The sequence below is a fragment of the Microbulbifer echini genome (assembly GCF_041447225.1).
GTDB classification, from domain to species: Bacteria; Pseudomonadota; Gammaproteobacteria; order Pseudomonadales; family Cellvibrionaceae; genus Microbulbifer; species Microbulbifer echini.
Genome location: NZ_JBGMEL010000015.1, coordinates 25,676 through 48,730, shown reverse-complemented (window position 1 = coordinate 48,730; position 23,055 = coordinate 25,676). Strand labels below are relative to the sequence as shown.

At 53.5% G+C, this 23,055-nt stretch carries 21 protein-coding genes; 15 read left to right on the top strand and 6 right to left on the bottom strand.

What is annotated here, in order from left to right; genetic code table 11:
- Nucleotides 1-79: 79 nt before the first annotated feature.
- The gene (gene ispB, locus ACCI51_RS14785) at nucleotides 80-1,042 is read right to left on the bottom strand and encodes an octaprenyl diphosphate synthase (protein ID WP_299584205.1); all 963 of its coding nucleotides are present in this window, start codon (nucleotides 1,040-1,042) and stop codon (nucleotides 80-82) included.
- Between the two features lie 245 nt (nucleotides 1,043-1,287).
- Between ispB and rplU the strand changes: the two genes are divergently transcribed.
- The 4 genes from rplU (at nucleotide 1,288) to proB (ending at nucleotide 4,538) form a co-directional block, all read left to right on the top strand.
- A complete protein-coding gene (gene rplU / locus ACCI51_RS14780; RefSeq protein WP_299584208.1) occupies nucleotides 1,288-1,599 on the top strand; it encodes a 50S ribosomal protein L21 in 312 nt (103 codons plus the stop codon).
- A gap of 17 nt (nucleotides 1,600-1,616) precedes the next feature.
- Complete coding sequence (gene rpmA, locus ACCI51_RS14775) at nucleotides 1,617-1,874, top strand: 50S ribosomal protein L27 (protein WP_073277572.1); 258 nt, start codon at nucleotides 1,617-1,619, stop codon at nucleotides 1,872-1,874.
- Between the two features lie 192 nt (nucleotides 1,875-2,066).
- Nucleotides 2,067-3,272 carry an Obg family GTPase CgtA gene (gene cgtA, locus ACCI51_RS14770; protein ID WP_371844294.1) on the top strand — a complete coding sequence of 402 codons (1,206 nt, stop codon included), beginning with the start codon at nucleotides 2,067-2,069 and terminating at the stop codon, nucleotides 3,270-3,272.
- A gap of 129 nt (nucleotides 3,273-3,401) precedes the next feature.
- The gene (gene proB, locus ACCI51_RS14765) at nucleotides 3,402-4,538 is read left to right on the top strand and encodes a glutamate 5-kinase (RefSeq protein WP_371844293.1); all 1,137 of its coding nucleotides are present in this window, start codon (nucleotides 3,402-3,404) and stop codon (nucleotides 4,536-4,538) included.
- A 73-nt stretch (nucleotides 4,539-4,611) separates the two neighbouring features.
- Here proB and rpsT read toward each other — a convergent pair whose 3' ends face one another.
- The 5 genes from rpsT to ACCI51_RS14740 all read right to left on the bottom strand — a co-directional run bounded on the left by rpsT (nucleotide 4,612) and on the right by ACCI51_RS14740 (nucleotide 8,994).
- Nucleotides 4,612-4,878, bottom strand: coding sequence for a 30S ribosomal protein S20 (gene rpsT / locus ACCI51_RS14760; RefSeq protein WP_020411431.1), 267 nt, complete (start codon nucleotides 4,876-4,878; stop codon nucleotides 4,612-4,614).
- A 143-nt stretch (nucleotides 4,879-5,021) separates the two neighbouring features.
- The gene (locus tag ACCI51_RS14755; protein ID WP_371844291.1) at nucleotides 5,022-7,055 is read right to left on the bottom strand and encodes an ATP-binding protein; all 2,034 of its coding nucleotides are present in this window, start codon (nucleotides 7,053-7,055) and stop codon (nucleotides 5,022-5,024) included.
- Nucleotides 7,056-7,103: 48 nt separating this feature from the next.
- Complete coding sequence (pdsR, locus tag ACCI51_RS14750; protein ID WP_299584219.1) at nucleotides 7,104-7,793, bottom strand: proteobacterial dedicated sortase system response regulator; 690 nt, start codon at nucleotides 7,791-7,793, stop codon at nucleotides 7,104-7,106.
- 220 nt (nucleotides 7,794-8,013) lie between these two features.
- Nucleotides 8,014-8,700, bottom strand: coding sequence for an OmpA family protein (locus ACCI51_RS14745; protein ID WP_371844289.1), 687 nt, complete (start codon nucleotides 8,698-8,700; stop codon nucleotides 8,014-8,016).
- A 156-nt stretch (nucleotides 8,701-8,856) separates the two neighbouring features.
- On the bottom strand, nucleotides 8,857-8,994 hold the full coding sequence (locus ACCI51_RS14740; RefSeq protein ID WP_299584225.1) for a hypothetical protein: 138 nt from the start codon (nucleotides 8,992-8,994) through the stop codon (nucleotides 8,857-8,859).
- Nucleotides 8,995-9,168: 174 nt separating this feature from the next.
- On the opposite strand from ACCI51_RS14740, the gene murJ reads away from it, so the two are divergent.
- From murJ to ACCI51_RS14685, 11 genes are all read left to right on the top strand, one after another.
- Nucleotides 9,169-10,779, top strand: coding sequence for a murein biosynthesis integral membrane protein MurJ (murJ, locus tag ACCI51_RS14735; protein WP_371844288.1), 1,611 nt, complete (start codon nucleotides 9,169-9,171; stop codon nucleotides 10,777-10,779).
- A 112-nt stretch (nucleotides 10,780-10,891) separates the two neighbouring features.
- On the top strand, nucleotides 10,892-11,875 hold the full coding sequence (ribF, locus tag ACCI51_RS14730; RefSeq protein WP_371844286.1) for a bifunctional riboflavin kinase/FAD synthetase: 984 nt from the start codon (nucleotides 10,892-10,894) through the stop codon (nucleotides 11,873-11,875).
- A gap of 49 nt (nucleotides 11,876-11,924) precedes the next feature.
- Nucleotides 11,925-14,729 carry an isoleucine--tRNA ligase gene (gene ileS, locus ACCI51_RS14725; protein ID WP_371844285.1) on the top strand — a complete coding sequence of 935 codons (2,805 nt, stop codon included), beginning with the start codon at nucleotides 11,925-11,927 and terminating at the stop codon, nucleotides 14,727-14,729.
- Nucleotides 14,722-15,249 carry a signal peptidase II gene (gene lspA, locus ACCI51_RS14720; RefSeq protein ID WP_371844284.1) on the top strand — a complete coding sequence of 176 codons (528 nt, stop codon included), beginning with the start codon at nucleotides 14,722-14,724 and terminating at the stop codon, nucleotides 15,247-15,249. The genes ileS and lspA overlap by 8 nt, the downstream gene beginning before the upstream one ends.
- A gap of 6 nt (nucleotides 15,250-15,255) precedes the next feature.
- Nucleotides 15,256-15,696: an FKBP-type peptidyl-prolyl cis-trans isomerase gene (locus ACCI51_RS14715; RefSeq protein WP_299584238.1), complete on the top strand. Its 441-nt coding sequence runs from the start codon at nucleotides 15,256-15,258 to the stop codon at nucleotides 15,694-15,696.
- Between the two features lie 52 nt (nucleotides 15,697-15,748).
- Complete coding sequence (ispH, locus tag ACCI51_RS14710) at nucleotides 15,749-16,681, top strand: 4-hydroxy-3-methylbut-2-enyl diphosphate reductase (RefSeq protein ID WP_371844283.1); 933 nt, start codon at nucleotides 15,749-15,751, stop codon at nucleotides 16,679-16,681.
- A 356-nt stretch (nucleotides 16,682-17,037) separates the two neighbouring features.
- Complete coding sequence (locus ACCI51_RS14705; protein ID WP_299584244.1) at nucleotides 17,038-17,577, top strand: GspH/FimT family pseudopilin; 540 nt, start codon at nucleotides 17,038-17,040, stop codon at nucleotides 17,575-17,577.
- Nucleotides 17,570-18,094 carry a type IV pilus modification protein PilV gene (pilV, locus tag ACCI51_RS14700; protein WP_299584246.1) on the top strand — a complete coding sequence of 175 codons (525 nt, stop codon included), beginning with the start codon at nucleotides 17,570-17,572 and terminating at the stop codon, nucleotides 18,092-18,094. The genes ACCI51_RS14705 and pilV overlap by 8 nt, the downstream gene beginning before the upstream one ends.
- Before the next feature lie 3 nt (nucleotides 18,095-18,097).
- Nucleotides 18,098-19,117 carry a PilW family protein gene (locus tag ACCI51_RS14695; RefSeq protein WP_371844282.1) on the top strand — a complete coding sequence of 340 codons (1,020 nt, stop codon included), beginning with the start codon at nucleotides 18,098-18,100 and terminating at the stop codon, nucleotides 19,115-19,117.
- 8 nt (nucleotides 19,118-19,125) lie between these two features.
- Entirely contained in the window at nucleotides 19,126-19,650 is a 525-nt protein-coding gene (locus tag ACCI51_RS14690) for a pilus assembly PilX family protein (RefSeq protein WP_371844281.1), read from the top strand.
- 11 nt (nucleotides 19,651-19,661) lie between these two features.
- The gene (locus tag ACCI51_RS14685; RefSeq protein ID WP_371844279.1) at nucleotides 19,662-22,991 is read left to right on the top strand and encodes a pilus assembly protein; all 3,330 of its coding nucleotides are present in this window, start codon (nucleotides 19,662-19,664) and stop codon (nucleotides 22,989-22,991) included.
- The last annotated feature ends 64 nt before the right edge of the window (nucleotides 22,992-23,055 follow it).

The window sequence follows — 23,055 nt, the reverse complement described above, 5'->3', positions numbered from 1 at the left end:
GAAATAAAAAGCCCCGCCTGGCGGGGCCTTTTATTGAGGGTTTGGCTCAGTTTAAACCTGTGGCGTCGACCGGGATCAATTAGACACTTCTCTCGATAGCAAAGCTGGCCAGCTGTTGTAAGGCTGTTTTCTGCTCGCCTTCCGGCAGAAACTGCAACTGGGCCTTGGCCTCATCCACAGCCGTCCGGGCGCGTTCCATGGTGTAATCCAGTGCTCCGCAAGCCTCAATGGCCTCGACAATTTCCGCCAGTTTTTCGGCGTTGCGTTGTTCGATCGCTTCTCTCACCAGGGTCGCCTGGGCATTACTACCATTGGCCATGGTATAGATCAGGGGTAGGGTAGGTTTGCCCTCCGCCAGGTCATCACCGACGTTCTTGCCTAGTTCTTCCGAGTTGCCGCGGTAATCCAAGGCATCATCTACCAACTGGAATGCCAGCCCCAGATGGCGGCCATAGAGTTTCAATGCGGTTTGTTCCTTCTCGCAGCAGTCGGCTAAAACGGCGGCGGTTTCGCAGGCGGCCTCAAACAGGGCACCGGTCTTTTTGTGGATAACGGTGAAGTAGTTATCCTCGCTTACCGCAGGGTCGCCGGCATTGACGAGCTGTTGCACCTCGCCCTCGGCAATCGTATTGGTGGTATCGGACAGCAGTGCCATGATCCGCATATCCTGTAGGGCAACCATCATCTGGAAGGCGCGGGAATAGAGGAAATCCCCGACCAGTACGCTGGGTGCATTGCCCCATTTGGCATTGGCGGTGAGGCGGCCGCGGCGCATATCGGATGTATCCACCACGTCATCGTGAAGCAAAGTGGCCGTGTGGATAAACTCAATGATGGTGGCCAGATCTAGGTGTTGATCGCCCTGGTAACCGCAGGCGCGGGCGCACAGTAGCACCAGTAGTGGGCGCAGGCGCTTGCCCCCAGCTTCAACCAGGTAGTGGCCTATATTTTCCACCAGGGGCACGTCCGAGTGCAGTTGGTCGAGAATACGCTGGTTGACCGCGGCAAAATCTTCGGCGGCGACCCGGTGAAAAGGCAGCATGTGAGAGTTCCTTATACGACTAGACAGGCGCCCCCGAGGGGTCGGGCGGCGGAGGGCTGCTATTGTATCAACCCGGCGAATTGATTAGAATCTGCGCCCCGTCGATTGCGGGCTCCGTGGCTTTACAGTCAGCGGCGCCACCGGCGAATAGATGTTTAACAACACGGCGCAAGCTCCCAAAATGCGGAATGGTGACTAAATAGTCCGGCCGCTGCTTCGTGTCGTCCATACCGGAGCATAGAAATATGTACGCTGTTTTTGAGAGCGGTGGCAAGCAACACCGTGTAGAAGAGGGCGAAGTACTTCGCCTGGAAAAGCTGGAAGTAGCTACTGGCGAAACCATCGATTTCGATAAAGTGCTGATGGTCGTTGATGGCGACAAAATTAACATCGGCGCTCCCGTTGTAGACGGCGCTAAAATATCTGCTGAAGTGGTTAGCCACGGCCGCGGCGAGAAGGTGAGAATCATCAAGTTCCGTCGTCGTAAGCACTCCATGAAGCGCCAGGGCCACCGTCAGTGGTACACCGAAGTTAAAATCACTGGCATCAAGGCATAAGAGAGGAGTAACGACTCATGGCACATAAGAAAGCTGGCGGTAGTACGCGAAATGGTCGCGATTCCGAGAGTAAACGCCTGGGCGTTAAGCGCTTTGGCGGCCAGTCTGTAGCAGCAGGCAACATCATCGTTCGTCAGCGTGGCACTAAGTTCCACGCCGGTGTTAACGTTGGTATGGGCAAAGATCACACCCTGTTCGCCACGGCGGACGGCGTTGTGAAGTTCGAAGTGAAGGGCCCCAACAACCGCAAGTTCGTTTCTATCGAAACTGCTTAAGCGGTCATTAGCCCAAGCTTCATAAAAAGCCCCGCTATTGCGGGGCTTTTTTGTTGGAAAAGTCGCGGTTTTATGGCGGCGTGGAGTTGGGATGACAGGTGCCTGCGAGGGGCGGCTTGTCGGCTGGTATGATGATAAGGGTACGCGAGTTTGCGTACCGGTTGAGACAACCGCTGTGGCGGTGGAGTAATTATGAAGTTTGTCGATGAGGCGCCCATCTCTGTGCAGGCAGGTAAGGGCGGTAACGGCTGCCTGAGCTTTCGCCGGGAAAAGTTTGTTGAGAGGGGCGGCCCAGATGGTGGCGATGGCGGCGATGGCGGTTCTGTTTACTTGGAAGCCGATGATGCCCTGAATACCCTGGTGGATTACCGCTACCAGCCCCGCTATGCAGCCGAGAGTGGTCAGGCTGGACGCGGGCGAAATTGTACTGGGGCAAAAGGGGAGGACCTGGTGTTGAAAGTGCCGGTGGGCACGACGGTAATCGATGCGGATACCGGTGAGTCTGTCGGTGATATGACGGAGGCTGGAGAGCGCCTGCTAGTGGCTCAGGGTGGTTTCCACGGGCTGGGTAATACCCGCTTTAAGTCCAGTACCAATCGGGCTCCGCGTCAGACTACCCATGGCACTGAGGGAGATCTGCGCAACCTGAAGCTGGAGCTGAAGGTGCTTGCGGATGTCGGTATGCTGGGGTTGCCCAATGCGGGTAAATCCACCTTTATAAGAGCGGTATCCGCGGCCAAGCCTAAGGTGGCCAACTACCCCTTCACAACTTTGGTGCCCAATCTGGGAGTGGTGCAGGTGCAGAGGCATCGCAGTTTTGTGGTCGCCGATATTCCTGGGTTGATTGAAGGGGCTGCCGAGGGCGCCGGCTTAGGTATTCGTTTTCTCAAGCACTTGACCCGTTGTCGAGTTCTTTTGCACCTGGTAGATCTGGCGCCTTTCGATGGCTCAGACCCGGTGGAAAATGCCCGCGCCATCGAGCGCGAACTGGCTACCTTTAGCGATACTCTGGCCGGGCGTGAGCGCTGGTTGGTGCTGAACAAAACTGACCTGGTGCCCGCTGCAGAGCTGGAAGAGCGCTGCCGGTCTGTTGTGGATGCGCTGGACTGGAAGGGGCCGGTATTTCGTGTGGCGGCGATTCGCGGCGAGGGCACCGATGTACTCAGTGGCCGCTTGATGGATTACTTGGAAGAGCGCCAGCAGCGGGAAGCACGGGACCCCGAGCTCGCCGAGGCGGAGCTGGAGGCGCAGCGCCAGATGCAGCGCGAGGCCCGCGAGCGGATTGAGGGATTGCGCGAAAGTCATCGAGCCAAGCGCAAGGCCGCTAAAGGACTTGTGGATGATGATGAAGATTGGGACGATGACGACCACGATGTCGATATCGAGTACCGTTCCTGAGTCACTAGTCACTTCCCTGCCGGCGGCATACCTGTGCCGCCGCGCTGAATTTTAGTCGGCTCCCAGGGCTTTATCGGCAATAAATAATGATTTGACCAGGTCCCAAGGGGCCAATGTCCAGGGGGGAGTATGGGCTCCATATCGGTGTCCCGCGAAGGGCTGGCGAAAGGTCGGCGCTGGGTAGTTAAGATTGGCAGTGCTTTGCTCACTGATAATGGTCGCGGTGTTAACGGTGCGGCCATATCTGGTTGGGTCGAACAGATTGCCGAACTGCGCCAGCGTGGCATAGAGGTGGTATTGGTTTCCTCTGGCGCTGTCGCTGCGGGTATGGATCGTCTGGGGTGGAGTCGCAGACCGGAGTCTATTCACCAGCTGCAGGCCGCCGCCGCTGTGGGGCAGAGCCACCTGGTGCAGGTCTATGAGCAGGCCTTCGGTCGATTTGATATTCGCAGTGCGCAGATCCTACTTGACCACGACGATCTCTCCAATCGAACTCGCTATCTCAATGCGCGCAGTACATTGCGGACCCTGCTCTCCCTGGGTGCCATACCGATCGTTAACGAAAACGATACGGTCGTCACTGATGAGATTCGCTTTGGGGATAACGACACCCTGGCGGCATTGGTGGCCAATCTTGTGGGGGCGGACGCTCTACTTATTTTAACCGATGCCGATGGGCTCTTTAGTGAGGACCCCTGCGATAACCCCGATGCGGAGCTGATCTCCGAAGCTTCCGCTTTGGACCCTAAATTACTGGAGGTGGCGGGGGATTCCCGTAGTGGGCTCGGGCGGGGCGGTATGATCACCAAAGTACGCGCAGCGCAACTGGCGGCGCGCTCCGGAGCCTGTACCCTGATTGCCGGTGGCGCTAGGGAGAGGGTAATAACGCGAGTGTGGCGGGGGGAGCCTCTTGGCACTTTGCTGCTACCCGAGGCGGACCCTCTCGCAGCACGCAAGCGCTGGTTAGCTGGGCAGTTGCAGGTGCGTGGTAGCCTTATTCTTGACGATGGCGCGGAGCTGGCTCTGCGTGATGGAGGTAAAAGTCTGTTATCGGTAGGGGTGAGGGCGGTGGATGGGCGTTTTCGCCGGGGAGACTTAGTTTCTTGTCGCAATGGCGCGGGGCGGGAGATCGCCCGTGGTCTGGTGAACTATGACAGTAGTGAAAGCGCAAGGATTCTCGGTCAGTCATCGGAGCGCTTTATTGATTTGCTTGGTTACCGCGATGATGATGAGTTGATCCACCGGGATAACCTCATCTTGCTCTAGAGTTCATGTCCATATCGCAGACACAAAAAAAGCCCCGCACGGCGGGGCTTTTTTGTGTCTGCTGCCTAAGAGATTAGGCGGCCAGAGCTTTAACCTGAGCGTTCAGGCGGCTCTTATGACGAGCGGCTTTATTCTTGTGAATAATGCCTTTGTCTGCCATGCGGTCGATAACGGGTACCGCTTCTGCGTATGCAGTTTTTGCTTTTTCAGCATCGCCTGCATCGATGGCCGCAACTACCTTCTTGATGTAGGTGCGCACCATGGAGCGCAGACTGGCGTTATGCATGCGGCGCTTGTCGTTCTGGCGCGCGCGTTTCTTCGCTTGAGGTGAGTTGGCCACCGGTTGCTCCTGTCTGGAATCTGTAAATCTGTAACTAACAGGCCCTGGGGCCCGATCGGGACGCGACATTATCCGCACAGCTGGTTGTTTGTCAACCATCTGCGGGGATGCCCAGTGCTTTGGGCCTCAAACTGAGAGGGTGGTTACTGGATTGGTAGCTGCAAAGTGAACTCTACACCGCTGTTATCTGCGCGGTTGCAGGCCTTCAGGCGACCCCTGTGGAAATCCGCGATCAGCTTGGCAATATGTAGGCCCAGGCCAAGGTGTCCGGCGTTATCGCCGTCCTTGCGTACAGAAACGAGCGAGTCGAACAGTTTGTGGGCGTAGTTGCTCGGCAGAAGCGGGCCCTCGTTACTCACGCTGATCAGGTAGTCACCGCCCTCGATACGGGCTGTAAGGCGAATTTCGCTGTCCTCCGGGGCGAAGCTGCAGGCGTTGTCCACCAGTTTATCTAAAAGTTGTGCCAGTAGTTCCGGAGCCCCGAGGCAGGGGAGCTCGCCGTCGGGCTTGTCCAATCGGAAGCGGTGGTGGGGGTGTGCATCGCTGTAGCACTGAACCATGACATCGAGGAGGTCGGCGAGGTCAAAGGATTCGCGCTCGGCCTGGTGAATACTGGCTTCGAGATTGCTGGCTGCGGCGAGGCTATTAAGAATTCCGGACAGGCGTGCACCGCCGTCCATGGCGCGCTCCGTATAACGGCGGGTGGCTTCATCCAGCTCACAGGCAGAGAGGTTGTCTAGGGAGGAGCGCATCACCGCGAGAGGGGTCCGCAGTTCGTGGGACAACTTGCTGGCGAGGGTGCGCAGGTACTGGTGGTACTGATCCAGCTCCCCCAGCAGGCTGGCAAAGGCGCGGTTGAGGGCGCCCAGCTCATCTGCGGCGGTGGATTGGGGAAAGTTACCGCGCAGTTTGCCGCTGCTGTCTACGGCATTGCGTGCGGCGCGATGCAGTTTGCGAATGCGCCACGATAGCCAGCTGGCATAGCCGAGCAAGAGCAGCAGCGCAGTTGCCGCTGCCGCGCAGCTGATTAGCCACAACCGATGTGCGGCGCCTTCAGTGACCGATTGCATAGCTTCTGCGGATTGAAGAACCAGCACCCGGCCCAGCAGCGGCCTTTCGATAACTTCGTCGGCGCGTGTGATTACTGGCACACTGACCGCGCCGATACGGGACAGGAATGGCCCGCTAAACCACTGCCCTGCGCGATCGCGGCCAATATCACTGGTGAGGGGTAGCGCATTTTTGGGTAATTCTGTTAATGCCTCCCTAGAGAGAAGTTTACGGTAGACCCAGCTGCGCAGCCACGGTCGGGGCTCGTCTTCGGCCGGGGGGATTATCTGCGGTTGACCAGTGCTGGCGAGCAGGAAGCCCTCGCTGTCCACGACCACCAGGCGCAGGCCGGGTTGGGCGAAATGGTCGAGTTCCGCTTGGAGGTCCTTTAGGGGGGCTACCAGGCGCCCAGGCTGTCCATCGGCCGGGAGGGTGCCGGCACTGTGTACTGGTGGGGTGCCTGCGCTGCTGGTGCGGTCCTGGACGCGAATGGAAAGGGCACCGTTGGTCAGTGCGTAGGGGAGGACGAGTTCCAGCTGATAGCCCTCGTGGGAGGTGGTCCAGCGCCCTCGCAGGCGCAGTTCGCGCTGGTAACGCCCTTCACGGGGGTTGTGCCACAGCGCGTCGGCGGGCCCCTGGCTCGCCACTGGCAGCAGGTAATTGCGTCCGCTGGTAAAGATTTCAACCGTATCGCCACCCGCGAGCAGTTTAGTGCGAGGGTCCCGGTAGGCGGGCGTCTTATCGCGCACGGTTAGCAGCAGATATACCTGGTCTGTAAACTGGCCGAGTGTGACCTGGGCCTGGGGCGTGAGTTGCTCATTGAGAAGTTCCCGGGGTTTCAACGCCCATGGGCGCCAATCATCCCCGTAGCCATCCACCACCGGGGAGTGGGGGAGAGGGTTTAGGTACAGCTGGCTTCCCGGTGGACGAGAGTGGCGCATAGGGTCTGGGGCGATCAGCTGGGGCGCGCTGGCGAGGCGTGCGGCAATAGCGGCTGCGGTGGCTTCCAATGCTTGCAGTTGTCCCTGGGCAAGCGCTGCATCTACCTGGCGCAGGTATTGGCAACCGGCCCAGGGCAGGGCCAGAGCGACAAGGCTCACCAGCAGAAGTTGGCGGCGAAGTTTCATGAAGGTGTTCTCAAAATACGGTAAGACAACCGCAGTGCTGAGGAAAAATCACAGTTGCCAGCGGTAACCCATACCGTAGGCCGTACCGATGGCATTGAATTCGCTATCCAGGGATTGGAACTTGCGGCGGATGCGTTTGACGTGGGAAGTAATAGTGTTGTCGTCCAAAACTACCCGCGCGGCCTCCATCAGCTGAGTGCGAGACTTGACGTGTCCGGGTCTTTTGGCCAGGGCGTGAACGATCCAAAATTCAGTCACAGTCAGGTCTACGGACTTTCCGTCCCAATGGCAGTGCAGTCTGGAGATATCCAGCTCCAGCTTGCCCTGGGCGAGGCACTCACCGGCGTCGTCCTGGTTGCGCAGTACGCTAACCCGGCGCAGCAGGGCATTGATACGCGCCTGCATGTGGGGCAGGGAGATATCCTTGGTGAGGTAGTCGTCGGCGCCGAGACGCAGACCGGAAATAATGTCCAGCTCGGAATCCCTCGCGGTGAGGAACAGGATTGGCAGGCTGGGGGCCATGGCACGCAATTCCCTGCACAATTCAAAACCACCCTCGATTTCACTGCCGAGACCGACGTCGATAACCGCGAGGTCAGGTAGGCGCTGGCGAAAGCCTTCCATCGCCTCAATCCTTGCACTGTAGAGGTCGACCCGATAGCCGCTGCGGCGCAATGCATCGCGATAATTCTCGGCGATCGCGCGCTCGTCTTCGACAATGGCAATGGTGGCACTCATGGCTGATTCCGGCTGCTTCCTTTGGTGGCGGAGAATCATGCACGAAATGGTAGTGTATTGGCAAAAAGGCGGGCACAGATGGCCCGCAAGCACAACAGGGTTTCTTTACCGGGGGAGAGTGGGTGTCGGATCGGTAATCCGCACATAGGCACATCAGCGATTTGAAGTCGCCTTGCGCCAGCCGAGAGGATTTGCAGTCCTCCCGGCCATTTTCTCGTGTTTAAAAGTGCCCGGCCATGGATTCCGGCAGGGAGAAGCGAATATTCACCCGGCGCTCCATCGCGTAGGCGTCAACATCTCCGCGGGGGGCCTGGGAGAAAGTGGAGCCCATTGCGCGGCGGCTGATGCGGGAGCTGTCGATCCCCAGGGATACCAGCGCCTGTTCGACACTCAATGCACGTTGGTCTGAAAGTACATTGTTGTAACCATCGCTGCCGCGCGGATCGGCGTGTCCTTCCAGGTGGATTTGCAGGTGTGGATGGCGCTTCAGGAAGTCCGCCATGGCGTCTAGCTGCTGCAGCTGGGTCGTTTGAAGTTCATCTTCTCCGGTGGTGAACAGCATCTGAAATTGCAGTGAATCCAGAGCCACTTGGCTGGCATCGTTCGCGGACAGCTGAGCCGCATCAAGTTGCTGTGCCAGGTTGCTGAGCTCTGCACGGCTCTCTGTCAGTTGTGTTGCCAGCATATCTGCCTCTTCTGCTTGCTTGACCTGCTCGCCGAGCCAGGCTCCACCGAGTGCGCCGGCGATAAACCCGACCGGACCACCCACAGCGGCACCGGCGATGGCGGCTGTGGTAAAGACCGTGGCCTGCTTGGCCTGGGTCAGATTTGATTCGTTGATCTCATTCGCCTGAGTACCAGAGGCGATCAGAGAAGTCAGGGCTGCAACCATCAATGCTTTTTTCATTGCTACTCTCCTTGGAGGCTTTGTTTTGCTCGTCGGGGCCGATGTGTTCGGCCCGTTTGAGTGTTATTTAAAGGCTCCAAGGCGGCACTGGTATGGCGCAGTGATGGCAAACTTCCGCGCAATTGTGGCGAAATGTGGCAACCGGTCGGGCGCCTGTTAAGTCAGGCGGCGGTAGTGCCGGTCGCGGGGTGACACTACACGGACACGGACTCGCTGGGGGCGGGGGCCGCGCATTATCGCGATGTAGAGCACGATCGCCAGTACCAGGGCAATAATCAAAGCGTTAATGGTCATCCTGTCATCTCCCCGCGCCACCGACTCCGTGGGACGCGTAACTAGCTCACAGCTAGTATAGGCTCGCGGACTCCAGGTCGTAGGGGGGGCTGCTACTCGCCTCTCCATGGTTTCTGCGGAATTGCGGTAGACTTGCCGGCCAGCAGGTCTCGACCAAATCCAGGAGTCATAGCGTTGTCCCAGTCACCCCCTACCCAAGAACAACCCGCCGAGAAATCCGGTGCGCCCAGACTCTTGCGCGGCAGCTCGGTGGTGGGGGCTGCGACCATGTTGTCACGGGTGGCCGGCTTGGTCCGGGATATGGCTCTGGCCCGTTTTGCCGGGGCTGGAGACGCCGCCGATGCCTTTTTTGTCGCTTTCAAAATCCCCAATTTTTTCCGCCGCTTATTTGCCGAGGGCGCTTTCGCTCAGGCGTTTGTGCCAGTTCTGGCGGAATACCGCCAAAAGGGCGGTATTGCCGCAGCGCGGCAATTGAACGACCGGGTAGCGGGTGCACTCGGCGGTGTCCTGTTACTGGTGACACTGTTTGGCGTAGTGTGCGCCCCGCTGGTGACGGGCATTTTTGCGTTTGGCTGGTGGTGGGACGGCAGTGAGCGGGAGAAGTTCGATCTTGCCGCGGGTATGTTACAAATTACCTTCCCCTACTTGATGTTGATCTCCCTGGCGGGGTTTACCGGAGCGATCCTCAACAGTTTTGATCGCTTTGCCATACCGGCGCTGACCCCAATCATGTTGAATCTGGTATTGATCGGGGCGGCAACTGTAGGTACAGCTTGGTTTGACCCTGAGATACTGGCCCTGGCCTGGGGGGTGCTTGTAGCCGGTGTAATGCAATTGCTGTTCCAGCTGCCTTTTCTCGCCCGCGAGGGCCTGCTGCCAAAGCCCAAATGGGACTGGAGCGACCCTGGTGTGCGCAAGATACTGCGACTGATGGCGCCGGCGATTTTTGGGGTATCCGTTACCCAGATCAGCCTGGTACTGGATACACTGCTGGCTTCATTTCTGCCCAGTGGCAGCGTCTCCTGGCTGTATTTTTCCGATCGTCTGACCGAGTTACCCCTGGGGGTCTTTGGGGTGGCGGTGGCCACGGTAATATTGCCGAGTCTGTCCCGCCAGCACAGCGATGGCGACCCGCGCCGCTTCCGTCACACCCTCGATTGGGCGCTGCGCAGCGTTACACTTGTCTCTCTGCCGGCGTCGGTGGCCCTAGTTGTGTTGGCGGAGCCTCTGCTGACCACACTCTTCCAGTACGGACAGATGCAGCCGCGGGACATGCAGATGGCCGCCTGGTCCCTGCGGGCCTACGCCCTGGGGTTGTTGGCTTTTATGCTGATCAAGGTACTCGCACCGGGCTATTTCGCGCGTCAGGATACTTATACGCCGGTGAGATTCGGGCTGATTGCGATTTCCGCCAAAATGGTATTGAGTCTGCTCTTTGTGATCCCCCTGAATTACTACCTGCAGCTCGGCCATATGGGATTGGCACTGGCGACTGCCTGTCAGGCGGCGATCAATGCCTGGTTGCTGTACAAGGGGTTGCGTCGGGATGATGTGTTCGTGCCCGAGGCGGGCTGGGGACGCTACCTGCTGCGGCTGGCGGTAGCCAATTTAGCCATGATGGGCGTATTGGTGGGGGTTCTCCATTTTTGGGGTGACTGGGCTATTTGGAGCTGGTTTGAACGCGCCTGGCGTATGGGGGTGTTGGTGGTGGCAGGGGGCCTGACTTACCTCTCGGTCTTATTTGTAATGGGACTGCGACCGCGCCACTTCCGCGCGACTAGTTAATGTTGAATAGGCCTCGGATTGGCGTTTCTCGATTGCAGGCAGTAGCCTCTGTTCGCTCTGTGGGAATCCGCTATACTGTGCGGCTCGATTTTATGAGGATGGGAAGATCGTTTTGGCCCAGGAACGCGAACTAATTCGCGGGTTGCATAACCTGCGCCCCCGCCACCGGGGATGCGTGGCGACGATCGGCTCGTTCGATGGTGTCCACCTCGGTCACCAGGCGATTATTGCTCAGTTACAACAGTGCGCGTTGGAGCAGAGCCTGCCCTCGGTGGCCATTATTTTTGAGCCCCAGCCCCACGAATTTTTTTCTGCCGAGAAAGCACCCGCACGGCTGATGCGTTTCAAAGAAAAGGTAATGGCCCTTTTTAACGCGGGTGTGGAGCGGGTTTTGTGTCTGCAGTTTAACGAGACCCTGCGCGGCCTCAGTGCCGAGGCTTTTATCCAAAGGATACTGCTCGATGGCCTGGGGATCCGCCACCTGGTGGTGGGCGATGATTTTCGCTTTGGCTGTGATCGCAGTGGAGATTTCGGCCTCCTTCGGGAGATCGGCGCTCAGAGTGGCTTTACCGTGGAAGATACGGCGACTCTTCAAGTGGGCGGTGCCAGGGTGAGCAGTACCCGTATCCGCGAGGCACTGCAGAGCGGTGACTTTGATTTGGCCGAAGCACTATTGGGCCGCCCCTACCAAATTACGGGCAGGGTTGCGCCGGGACGCGCCCTTGGCCGTCAACTGGGCGCACCCACCGCCAATGTGCGCCTGCACCGCTACCGTTCTCCGCTGGTGGGTGTTTATACGGTGCGCACCACCGCCACCGATGGTACTGAGCTCGCGAAGGGGCGCCGGGAATTGGACGGCGTGGCCAATGTGGGATTCCGCCCAACCGTGGAAGGCGAGGGTGCGCGGCCCCTTTTGGAGGTCAACCTGTTTGATTTTGATGGCAACTTGTATGGGCGCGAGCTCGCCGTGGAGTTTTGCCATCAATTGCGCAACGAGGAGAAGTTCGCCTCGCTGGATATTCTTAAGGCCCGCATCGCTGAGGATATCGATAATGCCCGGCGGTGGTTTGTGCAAAACCCCCGGCCACACCAATAGACTGAGACGACCTAATTTATTTTTCTACTAGAGCTGAAGTAGACATCCAATGACTGATTATAAAGCGACCCTGAATCTGCCTGAGACCGACTTCCCCATGCGTGGTAATTTGCCACAGCGTGAGCCGGCAATTCTAAAAAAATGGCAGGACAATAAGCTCTACGAAAAAATTCGCGAGGCGCGCGCTGGGCGCGAGCAATTTATCCTGCACGACGGCCCTCCCTATGCGAATGGCGATATTCACATTGGTCACTCAGTTAATAAAATTCTCAAAGACATCATTATCAAGTCGAAAACCCTGAGCGGTTTCGATGCCCCCTATGTGCCCGGTTGGGATTGCCACGGTCTACCTATTGAACACCGAGTAGAGAAAAAAATCGGCAAAGCCGGCACTAAGGTGGACCACAAAACCTTCCGCCAGAAGTGTCGGGAATATGCCGCTAAGCAGGTGGAAGGGCAGAAGAAAGACTTTGTCCGCCTGGGGGTTTTTGGTGAGTGGGATAATCCCTATCGCACTATGGATTATCAGTTCGAGGGTGACATTATTCGCGCCCTCGGCAGTGTAGTGAAAAACGGCCACCTGGCGCGCGGGTTCAAGCCGGTGTACTGGAGTGTGGTGGGCGGCTCCGCCCTGGCGGAAGCGGAAGTGGAATACCAGGACAAGGTGTCCTACTCCATCGACGTCTGCTACCCAGCGAGTGAAGAGGCGGACCTGGCGATTGCAGATGCGGCCGGTGGGCACGCCGGTGAGGGTCCGCTGTCGGTTGTGATCTGGACCACAACGCCCTGGACCCTGCCTTCGAGCCAGGCGGTTTCAGTCAATGCTGATCTGGAATATGTGGTTGTGCAGGCGGGCAATCGCCGCCTTCTGGTCGCGGAGGCGCTCAAGGAGGCAGTATTGGCGCGTGCGGGTTTTGCTGGGGAAGTAGTGGGCCGTATTCGCGGCGTCGCCCTGGAACATTTAAAGGTGCATCATCCTTTCTACGACAAGATGCTGCCCATTGTCCTCGGCGATCATGTTACCACCGATGCCGGTACCGGTTGTGTCCATACTGCGCCCGACCACGGCCCCGACGACTTCCAAGTTGGCAAGCGTTACGGTATCGAAACCCTCAACTACATTGATAACAACGGTGTTTATCGCGACAGCGTGCCGCTGTTTGCCGGCGAACACGTGTACAAAGTGGACGACAAGATTGTCGCGCTGCTTGAGGAGCGCGGCGTACTGCTACACAAGGGCAAGCTGGAGCACAGCTACCCCCACTGCTGGCGGACCAAGACGCCATTGATCTACCGCGCGACTCCGCAGTGGTTTATCAGCATGCAACAAAATGACCTGCTGGAGCAGGCGCAGAAAGCCGCCGATAACGTGTTGTGGATTCCCGGCTGGGGCAAGGCCCGTATCGACTCGATGCTCAATGGCAGCCCGGACTGGTGTATCTCCCGCCAGCGTACTTGGGGCGTGCCCATCGCTCTATTTATGCATAAGGAAACCCACGAACTGCACCCAGATACACCGGCGCTGATGGATAAAGTGGCCGCCATGGTCGACGAGAAAGGTATCGACGTCTGGTTTGACCTGGACGCCCGCGAACTACTCGGGGATGAGGCCGAACAGTATGAAAAAGTTACCGATACCCTCGATGTCTGGTTCGATTCCGGTGTGACTCATTACGCCGTACTGGAGCGCCGCAAAGGGTTGCGCTTCCCCGCAGATTTATATTTGGAGGGTTCCGACCAGCACCGCGGCTGGTTCCAGTCCTCCCTAAAAACCTCCATCGCCATCAATCATTGCGCGCCCTATAAGCAGGTACTAACCCACGGTTTCACCGTGGATGCCCAGGGCCGTAAGATGTCAAAGTCCATCGGTAATACCGTGGCGCCCCTGGACGTGATTAACAAGCTGGGCGCGGATGTGCTGCGCCTGTGGGTGTCAGCCACCGATTTTAGCGGTGAAATGGCGGTCTCCGATGAGATCCTCAAGCGCACCGCGGATTCCTATCGCCGCTTGCGCAATACGGCACGCTTCTTCTTGTCCAATCTGGCCGGTTTTGATCCTGAGCAAGACCTCTTGCCAGAGAATGAATTACTGGCGCTGGATCGTTGGGCGCTGGATAAGGCGGCGCGTTTGCAAGACGAGATTCTGGCCGCCTACGACAGCTATCAATTTCACCAGATTTACCAGAAGCTGCATAACTTCTGCGTAGTGGAAATGGGTGGCTTCTATCTGGACATCATCAAAGACCGCCAGTACACCACCAAGGATGACAGCGTCGCGCGCCGCTCGGCGCAGAGTGCGCTCTACCATATTGTGCAGGCGTTTGTGCGCTGGATAGCGCCGATCCTGAGCTTTACGGCCGAGGAACTGTGGCAATTTATTCCGGGTAACAATGCCGATAGTGTTTTTATTGCCGAGTGGTATCCACTGCCCAGGCTACCCGTAGAATCCGTCAAGGGTGCTGAGTATTGGGCCGTGATTGCTGAGGTGAAAACCGCAGTGAACAAGGTTCTGGAGGAACAGCGCGCAGCCGGTGTGATCGGTGGATCCCTGCAGGCGGCGGTAACCCTTTACGCCAATGATGATCTGCGTGAGAAATTACTGGAGTTGGAGAATGAGTTGCGTTTTGTACTGATTTGCTCTTCGACCTCTGTACAACCTTTAAGTGATGCGGCTGGTGCCGAAAGTACCGAGTTGGAAGGATTAAAAATTGGTGTGAGCAAGGTGGATCATCCCAAGTGCGCCCGCTGTTGGCACTACCGCGCCGATGTGGGAGAAAACAATGATTACCCGGATATTTGCGGCCGCTGCGTCGAGAATGTGACCGGTGCAGGCGAGGTGAGGCACTATGCCTAAGTCCAACCTGTTACTCGGCCACCCCTGGCGCTGGTACTGGCTCGCTCTAGTGGTTGTGGGCCTGGATGTCGCCACTAAAGTGTGGGCCGTGGACGAGTTTATGCGTGGCCCGGCGATGCAAATTATTCCGGGGTTTCTCCAGTTCACCTATGCGGAAAATTACGGCGCCGCTTTTAGCTTTCTGGCCGATGCCGGTGGCTGGCAGCGTTGGTTTTTCGGTGTGATCGCCCTGGGCTTTAGTATTGTCGTCACCATTTGGTTGTGGCGTTTGCCGTCGTTGAAGCGTTGGGAGCCTTGTGCTCTGGCCCTGATCCTGGGTGGTGCCCTCGGCAACCTGTGGGATCGTATCCTGCTGGGCTATGTACGGGATTTTATTTCCGTGTACTACGGTAGCTGGCACTTCCCAGTATTTAATGTGGCGGACATGGGTATCAGTATCGGCGCGGCCATGCTGGTTATAGAGTTGCTTTTTTTTGCGGAAAAAGACGGCGACAAGACAAAAAATAACGCGGAAGTTTAACGAATTATGAGTAATGGCGTTATCGGCGAGCACAGTCGCGTAACCTTGCACTTCAGCCTGAAGATGGATGATGGTACCGAAGTGGACTCCACCTTCAAAGGTGATCCCGCCTCGTTTAGTGTGGGTGATGGCAGTCTTTTACCGGGTTTTGAGAAAGCCCTGTTTGGCCTCAAGGCTGGCGACGAGGCGGAAATTGAAATTCCCCCTGAACTGGGTTTTGGCCAGCGCAATCCTTCTAATATGCAGAAAGTTCGCCGCGACAGCTTCTCTCCGGATATTGAATTGGAGCCGGGCTTGGTCGTGTCCTTCGACAATGGCGGCGGTGAGCTGCCCGGAGTGATCCGCGAGATTGAGGATGACCAAGTGACTGTCGACTTTAATCACCCTCTGGCGGGTCAGACACTGAGCTTCCACGTAAAAATTATCGCGGTGGATTCGATTCAATAGAATCGGCGTTTTCACACATTGAGCAGATAACCGAGAGAGTGTTGAAGTAAAGATGCAAATCCGACTGGCTAATCCCCGCGGCTTCTGTGCCGGTGTCGATCGCGCGATCGATATCGTCAACCGCGCCCTGGATGTCTTTGGCGCACCGATCTATGTGCGCCACGAGGTGGTGCACAATAAGTTTGTGGTGGAGAGCCTGCGCGAACGCGGCGCTGTGTTCGTGGATGAGCTGGAGGAGGTGCCCGATGACGTTATCGTTATTTTCAGTGCACACGGCGTTTCCAAGGCCGTACAGCGGCAAGCAGAAGATCGCCATCTGCGTGTGTTTGACGCCACCTGTCCTCTGGTTACCAAGGTGCATATCGAGGTTAGCAAGTTCAGCAGTGATGGCGCCGAGTGCATATTGATTGGCCACGCCGGGCACCCGGAGGTGGAGGGTACTATGGGCCAGTATGACGGCTCCGTCGGCGGCGCTATCTATTTGGTCGAGGACGAAGACGATGTGGCCAAGCTGCAGGTGAAAGACGTGAACAATCTCGCCTATGTCACCCAGACCACGCTTTCGATGGACGACACCGCGCGTGTGATCGACGCGCTGCGCCAGCGCTTCCCCAATATCCGCGGTCCACGCAAGGACGATATTTGCTACGCCACCCAAAACCGCCAGGATGCAGTTCGCCAGCTCGCCCTGGAGAGTGACTTGGTACTGGTGGTGGGCAGCCCCAACAGCTCCAACTCCAACCGTCTACGCGAATTGGCCGAGCGCTGTGGCGCCGATGCCAAATTGATCGACGGTGCCGCCGATATCGATGCCGGCTGGCTCACCGGTAAAAGCTCCATCGGCATCACCGCCGGCGCCTCGGCACCGGAAGTGCTGGTACAGGAAGTGATTACCAAGCTGCAACAGCTCGGTGCCAGCTTGCCGAAGGAGATGGATGGGCGAGAGGAAAATATCCGTTTTTCTCTGCCTAAGGAGTTGCGCTAAGGCGCCGCTCCTTCTTGTTACTGTTTTTTGATCTCAACCCTCTCCCTCACTTTCTCTTTAGTTTTACTCCCGCCCATCGCCTCTGTGTAACCGCTTGTCAGTAGTGGCCTCAAACATCGACATCTTCACTTTTAATGGCGTCATTAACTGGTATATATACGATATATATAGAAATGTAAGTTAAAGCGAAGACCTGATTAACCGGTGCGCGTCTTTTAGTCGGAGTACCTTAGAATCGACACCAAACTTCAAAGCATGTCAAATACAAGACAGTTTAATTGTACGTTGCATTGATATATGGGTATGGGTTTAGGGCCTGACAGTTTTATAGTTTTCTAAATTTTGAGTAAAGCGGTATGAATAAGCTTGGACGTACTAACGGGTTTACTTTAATTGAGTTGATGGTGGTAATCACTGTGCTGGGGATTGTAACTGCGCTAGCAGTTCCATCTTTTAGCACATTAATAGAAAACAATCGTATGTCAACTATGACTAATGATTTGAATAGTACTTTACAGTTTGCGCGATCTGAAGCCGTGCGCCGTAAAGGAGACGTTCGAGTGAGCGCCGTCGATGGTGATATTGGTAAGGGGCTCCGAGTATGGATTGATGATGGTAGCGGAGATTTTGGCGATGACGATATTGAACTGCGTGTTTTGAGTGTCAACCTTGGTGGTCTTGATCTGTCAGTAACAGTGGACGATGCCTCAAAATCAAATATCGACTTTTCTTTTAATGCTCGGGGGGAGAGAAGCCTGGATGGAACCTTGGTGTTAGGGCTATGTGATAGTCGACAGGGGGATTATGGGCGTAAGTTGGAGTTACTGGCCTCTGGGGCTCTTAGGTTAACAAAAAACATTACCTGCAATAGTGGTGGAGGAATACCTAGTGTTTGATCAGCGTGGAGCAACCCTAATAGAAATTTTAGTTTCTATTCTGGTTTTGGCAATTGGATTACTAGGTTTGGCGGCCACACAAATGATGAGCCTGAAGAATGGTAATGGTTCGCACCATCGCTATATGGCAGCGCTTGCCGCACAGGAAATTATTGAGCGAATGAGAGCCAATCCAGTTGGTTTTAAGTCAGGAGACTATGATGGTAATCATGGATTGAGTGTAGATCTTGCTGGAGAAGACGATGATATTTCCGGGGGAGCGCCGTCCACAGATAATAATAGTTTAACTCCAGATTGCAGTAGCAAATGTACACCTTCAGAGCTATCAGACCTTGATATTTATGAGTGGGAAAACTTACTTTCAAGTAATTTTCCTTCCGCTACAGGGAGTATCAAGAGTGATGCTGGAGAGGTTAAAGTCACGATTACTTGGAAAGAACAGCATACTGGGAAGAGTTATGGTGGTAGTTCTGGAAATCTGGATGACGCTACCTTTGAGATGAGCGTGGAGTTATAGATTATGATTTATTTATCTTTACAGCGCGGCCTTTCATTAATTGAGTTGATGATTGGTATTCTATTAAGTTCTCTTTTGTTACTTGGTGTGCTGCAGATATTTCAAAGTAATAGTGACACCTTGAAGATGCAGAATGGATTCGCCAGGGTGCAGGAGAGCGGGCGTTTTGCGGTAGATATGTTTGGTAGAGAAGTTCGACAAGCCGGTTTTTGGGGCTGTGCAGAAAAGGATGATATAGGAAAGCTGCTAAAAACTGATGATGAATTTCTTAAGAATATAGGTTCTAACGGTATTCTTGGGGTGGAGAGTGCCTCCAGCACAAAAAAAGTCGGGGAAAAGGAAGTGGCACTTGGTACCGATGTGCTCATTCTCAGTGGCGCAGAAGATGCCTGTGGAGGCAAAGGGAAAATGCTGAATGGCGTGAGTGATAGTGATGTAATTGTGACAGAAAATTGTCCCATTGAAGCTGGTGATATTGTGCTGGTGTCGAATTGTCTGTCTGGGAGCGCCTTTACGGTAACCGGGATTACTGTTGATGGAACGTCTAAAAATAAAAAACTGAAGTATGAAAAAGGTCAAATTGCTGAAGGCTGGATTGAGAATGAAAGTGACACTTTTGGTCTGGATAAAAAATATGGTGCGGATTCAAAAATATTGACGCCCTACCAAAGAACGTTTTTTATTTCCGAAGGGGCGCCGGGTAGTAAATCTTTATTCGTCCAGGAGCATGAAGGTAAGCTTCAGGAGCTTGTTCCTGGAGTGGAAGACATGCAGGTAACTTATGGTTTGGATACTACAGACAGTGGAATAGTTGATAAATGGCAAACAGCTGGCGCTGATGACGCTATGGCTAAGGTGGTTGCAGTAAAAATAGAGCTCGTAATCTCGAGTGATAGTGATTCTGGTGCAAATAGCCAAACTATCACGCGCTTGGATGGCACATCCTATGAGCCGGATGCAGATGGTAAATTGAGAAAGTTATATGTAGCCACTATTAAGGTGCGCAATAGGGGGAGTATGTAATGAGATGTTTGAAAAAGGAGCAGGGTGCCGTATTGATGGTTAGCCTGATTATTCTTTTGGTTTTAACTCTCATAGGTATTTCAGGTGCCCGTAGTGTTTTGATGAGTGAACGTATGACCTCTGCTTCGAGGGACGCTAAGGTTGCTTTGGAAGTGGCAGAATCTGTGGCCAGGCTTGGGGAAAAAAAAATAGAAAGCTTGGTTAAAATCAGTGATTTTGGTTCGGCAAATTGGCAGCATAATGAAGGGGAGGGACCTGAGGATATTTTTTCTGAGGACACCTGGAAAGATACTAATTCAACTTCTGAGCAAGTCTCCATGCTGGATCCTGCAGGCAATAAAATATCTGGGCGTATGTATATCGAACGTTTTGGGTTGGCGGCAGGTGAATCTAATGTTGATGACGTGGATTTGAGTTCAGGGAGTACTGGGGGGGATGATACTACGGTCTACGTGTTTAAAATTGTGAGTCGTGGTGTCAGTGTTAGTGGTACGGAGAGAATTGTTGTGACTCTGTATGGTAAGGAATTCTAAGGGGTGGTGTTATGAAGTTAAAAAAACAATATAAGCAAACAGTAATTTTGCGTCCATTGAGCATCGCTTTGTTATTACTGATATCCTCTGAAAATTCTGCTGCGCCAGGTAATTTATCGGATGTGCCGCTCTATTCTCGCGGCTCAGCTGAGCCGAATATTATGTTTTTATTAGATTCTTCTGGATCTATGCAAAAGATAATTTACCCACCCTCTGAATATGATACGGATGCTATTGATAAGCCCAGTTGCTCTTCTCCGCTATCAGATCAAGGGCTTGATGTACGCTTTGCTGTAAGTACTAGTAATGGATCGGTTATATTTTCTGTGGATGGTGGTTCTTCATGGAAAACATGGAATGCAACATCAAATTGCTTTGACGACAAAGAGAAGTACAGAGCTAGGCTTTATGCTAATACTAATGCGAGTAACGGTGCTTATTTTTACACCAATGATAGCAATAATTATGAAGCCGAAGTTATGGGAGACTTTCTTAATTGGTATTTTTCAGAAGAGACAAGTTTGGGATCCTATGTGGCAGATAAATTTCTGGATGAGGATGGAAGCCCGAAAAGGTCAAAAGTGGATATTCGCAGAACGGATGTAATGAAGTCTGCAGCAAAAGATTTAGTTTCTCAGCTTGAAGATGTTCGCATTGGATTGATGCAGTTTAATGGAAATGATGGCGGAAGAATGTTGCAAGGTTTAACTAGCCTTACGAGTGATAACCGTTCATCTATTCTTAATGTGATCGATGAAGTTGGTGCGGAGGGGAATACTCCTCTAGCCGAATCATTTGCTGGTGTTGGCCGTTATTTTATTACTGGATATGAAGGTCAGCAACTTAATTATAAAGATAGTAATGGGGATAGTGAGCAGGATTCGGGTTCGAAAATTTTTGCTGGTTACTCAAGTGGTAGTAAAGAATCTACCATTCTGGATTGGGGAAAGGTAAGTAAACCAGATGCCACTGCTTCTGGTGGCGCCATTCAATATTATTGCCAGAAGAGTTTTATGGTAGCTTTAACTGATGGCGCACCCACTAAGGATAATAGTGTAAGCAATATTTTATATAACTTCGATACAGGTAGTTGTAGTTTAAATCCTGGCGGCTGTACTAATGATAAAATGGATGATGTGATAAAGGCGTTATATGATATTGATTTGCGCCCAGATCTTAAAAACCCAGATAATACCCCGGCCATTAATAATATAACTAGCTACTTGATTGGTTTTGCAAATCAGGGACTGTCTAATTCTAAAGTAATGAAAAATGCTGCTCACCTAGGAGGGGGTGGTGTCTACTCTGCAGATAATGCGTCACAGCTACAGCTAACTTTTAATAAAATTTTTAAAGAAGTTCAGGCTGTTACCGGTAGTTCAAGTTCGGTTGCTTTTAACTCAACCGTGTTGGACAGTGGCTCGGCAATTTTCGCGGCTGAGTTTCATAGTGGAAAATGGAACGGAAATTTATCAGCCTGGTCGTTAGACTCTTCAGGAAAACTTGCCCCCTCTCCTACCTGGCAGGCAGCTTCAATTCTTGATGGTGTTGCAGATGTTGATACCAGAGTAATGCTTACTTATAAGGATAATAAGGGAGTCCCTTTTACTGCTGCGGAGGTGGGAACAACGGATTCTGATCATACCAAGGATCTTACATTTTATAGTTATATCACAAATGCCGTAGATGATGGGAGAGTATCGGATCGAATTGATTTTTTACGTGGCGATCGCTCTAATGAGGGCAATGAGGAAGGTGAGTTTCGGGAGCGTGAAAGTCGCTTAGGGGATATAGTGAATTCCACACCGGCTTACGTGGGTGCACCGAATGCCGGCTGGGCTGATGCGTCTTTCTCCGAAAGTGAATCTTATGCCGCATTTCAGGTTGAAAAGAAAAATCGAACTCCAGTAGTCTATGTCGGTGCTAATGATGGATTTCTGCATGGCTTTAATGCCGCTATAGACGTAGCGAACTCATCCAATGCGGGAGGGGAGTTGATAGCCTATTCACCATCTATCCTGCTTAGTGAAGTCTACGACGAGGGATTGCATCCTCTAAGCTCTCAATACTACGATCATAAATTTTATGTTGATGGTACGCCAACGGTTTCTGATGCTTATATTGATGAAAGTTGGAAAACCGTTTTGGTAGGTGGGTTAAACGCAGGAGGAAAGGGTTATTACGCTCTGAATATTACAGACCCTGAAACCTTTAGTGAAGAAAATGCCGAAAGCATTGTGATGTGGGAATTCTCAGATAAAGACAATGAAAATCAGGGCTATAGTTTTAGTCGACCACAAATAGGACGTATGGCTAATAATGAATGGGCAGCGATTTTTGGTAATGGTTATAACAGTAAGACTGGTGACGCGGGTATATTTATTGTTTATCTAGATGGTTCCGATGCTTCAACCAGTAAGTATACTTATTTGTCAACGGGGAAAGGAAGTGCTTCCAATCAGAATGGTATGTCTACCCCAGCAATCATTGACTCTGATTTGGATGGTATTATTGATAGGATCTATGCAGGGGATCTCCAGGGTAATATGTGGGCTTTTGATGTCTCTAATACTAATTCGAGCATGTGGTCGGTAGAAAAGAATAGTACAACAGGTTTCGCTGAACCTTTATTTACTGCTGCCGGGGAGGCAATAACTGCGCCACCCTTGGTTGTTCGAAATATAAAAGATAATGAATCTCCAGGCTTGTTGGTTTCTTTCGGTACTGGTCAGTATCTGGTTGATACAGATACGGCGGATACAGATGAGGGTGGTTTTTATGCGGTGTCGGATAATGGAACCTATGGTTTAGTAAAAGAAAATCTTGAAAAGCGATCATTAGTCACGGAAACGCTTTCAGATGGCTCCCTTCGTCGCAAAATTGATGATAAGTCTGTCGAGGTAGATTGGACCACCAAGTTCGGTTGGTATATTCCACTACAGGAAGGCGATAATGTTAATGGAGGAGAGCGAGTCATTACTCGGCCATCCGTTCAGGGCTATGTTCTTTTCTTCAATACAATGATTCCCAGTGGGCAGGTGTGTTCAGCAGGTGGTAGTGGTTGGTTGATGTCTGTTGATATCTGGAGTGGAGTAGCTCCAGAGAAAGAAGTTTTTGATGGCGACGGCAGCGGCACAATTGATAGTGACGACTATGGTTATGTAGGAGAGTATATGGCCAGTAGTAGTCCCAATGAGTCCGGGTTTATAGATAATTCCAAAACTGGTAATAAGAGCCAATTAACAGGAAACAGTGCCGGAGGAGTTGATCAGCGAGAAGTGAAAACTTATGGTGGGGGCCGAATTGGACGCTTATCCTGGGAAGAAATAACGCCCTTTTAACTTTGTTAGATTCTATTTCTGCCCAGCTTCGCTGGGCAGTTGCCTATAAAATTTTTTGTACCTT

Bases quoted from the DNA above. Each gene is read 5' to 3' on its own strand.
- ispB (WP_299584205.1), bottom strand. From the start codon at position 1,042: ATGCTGCCTTTTCACCGGGTCGCCGCCGAAGATTTTGCCGCGGTCAAC.
- rplU (WP_299584208.1), top strand. From the start codon at position 1,288: ATGTACGCTGTTTTTGAGAGCGGTGGCAAGCAACACCGTGTAGAAGAG.
- rpmA (WP_073277572.1), top strand. From the start codon at position 1,617: ATGGCACATAAGAAAGCTGGCGGTAGTACGCGAAATGGTCGCGATTCC.
- cgtA (WP_371844294.1), top strand. From the start codon at position 2,067: ATGAAGTTTGTCGATGAGGCGCCCATCTCTGTGCAGGCAGGTAAGGGC.
- proB (WP_371844293.1), top strand. From the start codon at position 3,402: ATGGGCTCCATATCGGTGTCCCGCGAAGGGCTGGCGAAAGGTCGGCGC.
- ACCI51_RS14755 (WP_371844291.1), bottom strand. From the start codon at position 7,055: ATGAAACTTCGCCGCCAACTTCTGCTGGTGAGCCTTGTCGCTCTGGCC.
- pdsR (WP_299584219.1), bottom strand. From the start codon at position 7,793: ATGAGTGCCACCATTGCCATTGTCGAAGACGAGCGCGCGATCGCCGAG.
- ACCI51_RS14745 (WP_371844289.1), bottom strand. From the start codon at position 8,700: ATGAAAAAAGCATTGATGGTTGCAGCCCTGACTTCTCTGATCGCCTCT.
- ACCI51_RS14740 (WP_299584225.1), bottom strand. From the start codon at position 8,994: ATGACCATTAACGCTTTGATTATTGCCCTGGTACTGGCGATCGTGCTC.
- ileS (WP_371844285.1), top strand. From the start codon at position 11,925: ATGACTGATTATAAAGCGACCCTGAATCTGCCTGAGACCGACTTCCCC.
- lspA (WP_371844284.1), top strand. From the start codon at position 14,722: ATGCCTAAGTCCAACCTGTTACTCGGCCACCCCTGGCGCTGGTACTGG.
- ACCI51_RS14715 (WP_299584238.1), top strand. From the start codon at position 15,256: ATGAGTAATGGCGTTATCGGCGAGCACAGTCGCGTAACCTTGCACTTC.
- ispH (WP_371844283.1), top strand. From the start codon at position 15,749: ATGCAAATCCGACTGGCTAATCCCCGCGGCTTCTGTGCCGGTGTCGAT.
- ACCI51_RS14705 (WP_299584244.1), top strand. From the start codon at position 17,038: ATGAATAAGCTTGGACGTACTAACGGGTTTACTTTAATTGAGTTGATG.
- ACCI51_RS14695 (WP_371844282.1), top strand. From the start codon at position 18,098: ATGATTTATTTATCTTTACAGCGCGGCCTTTCATTAATTGAGTTGATG.
- ACCI51_RS14685 (WP_371844279.1), top strand. From the start codon at position 19,662: ATGAAGTTAAAAAAACAATATAAGCAAACAGTAATTTTGCGTCCATTG.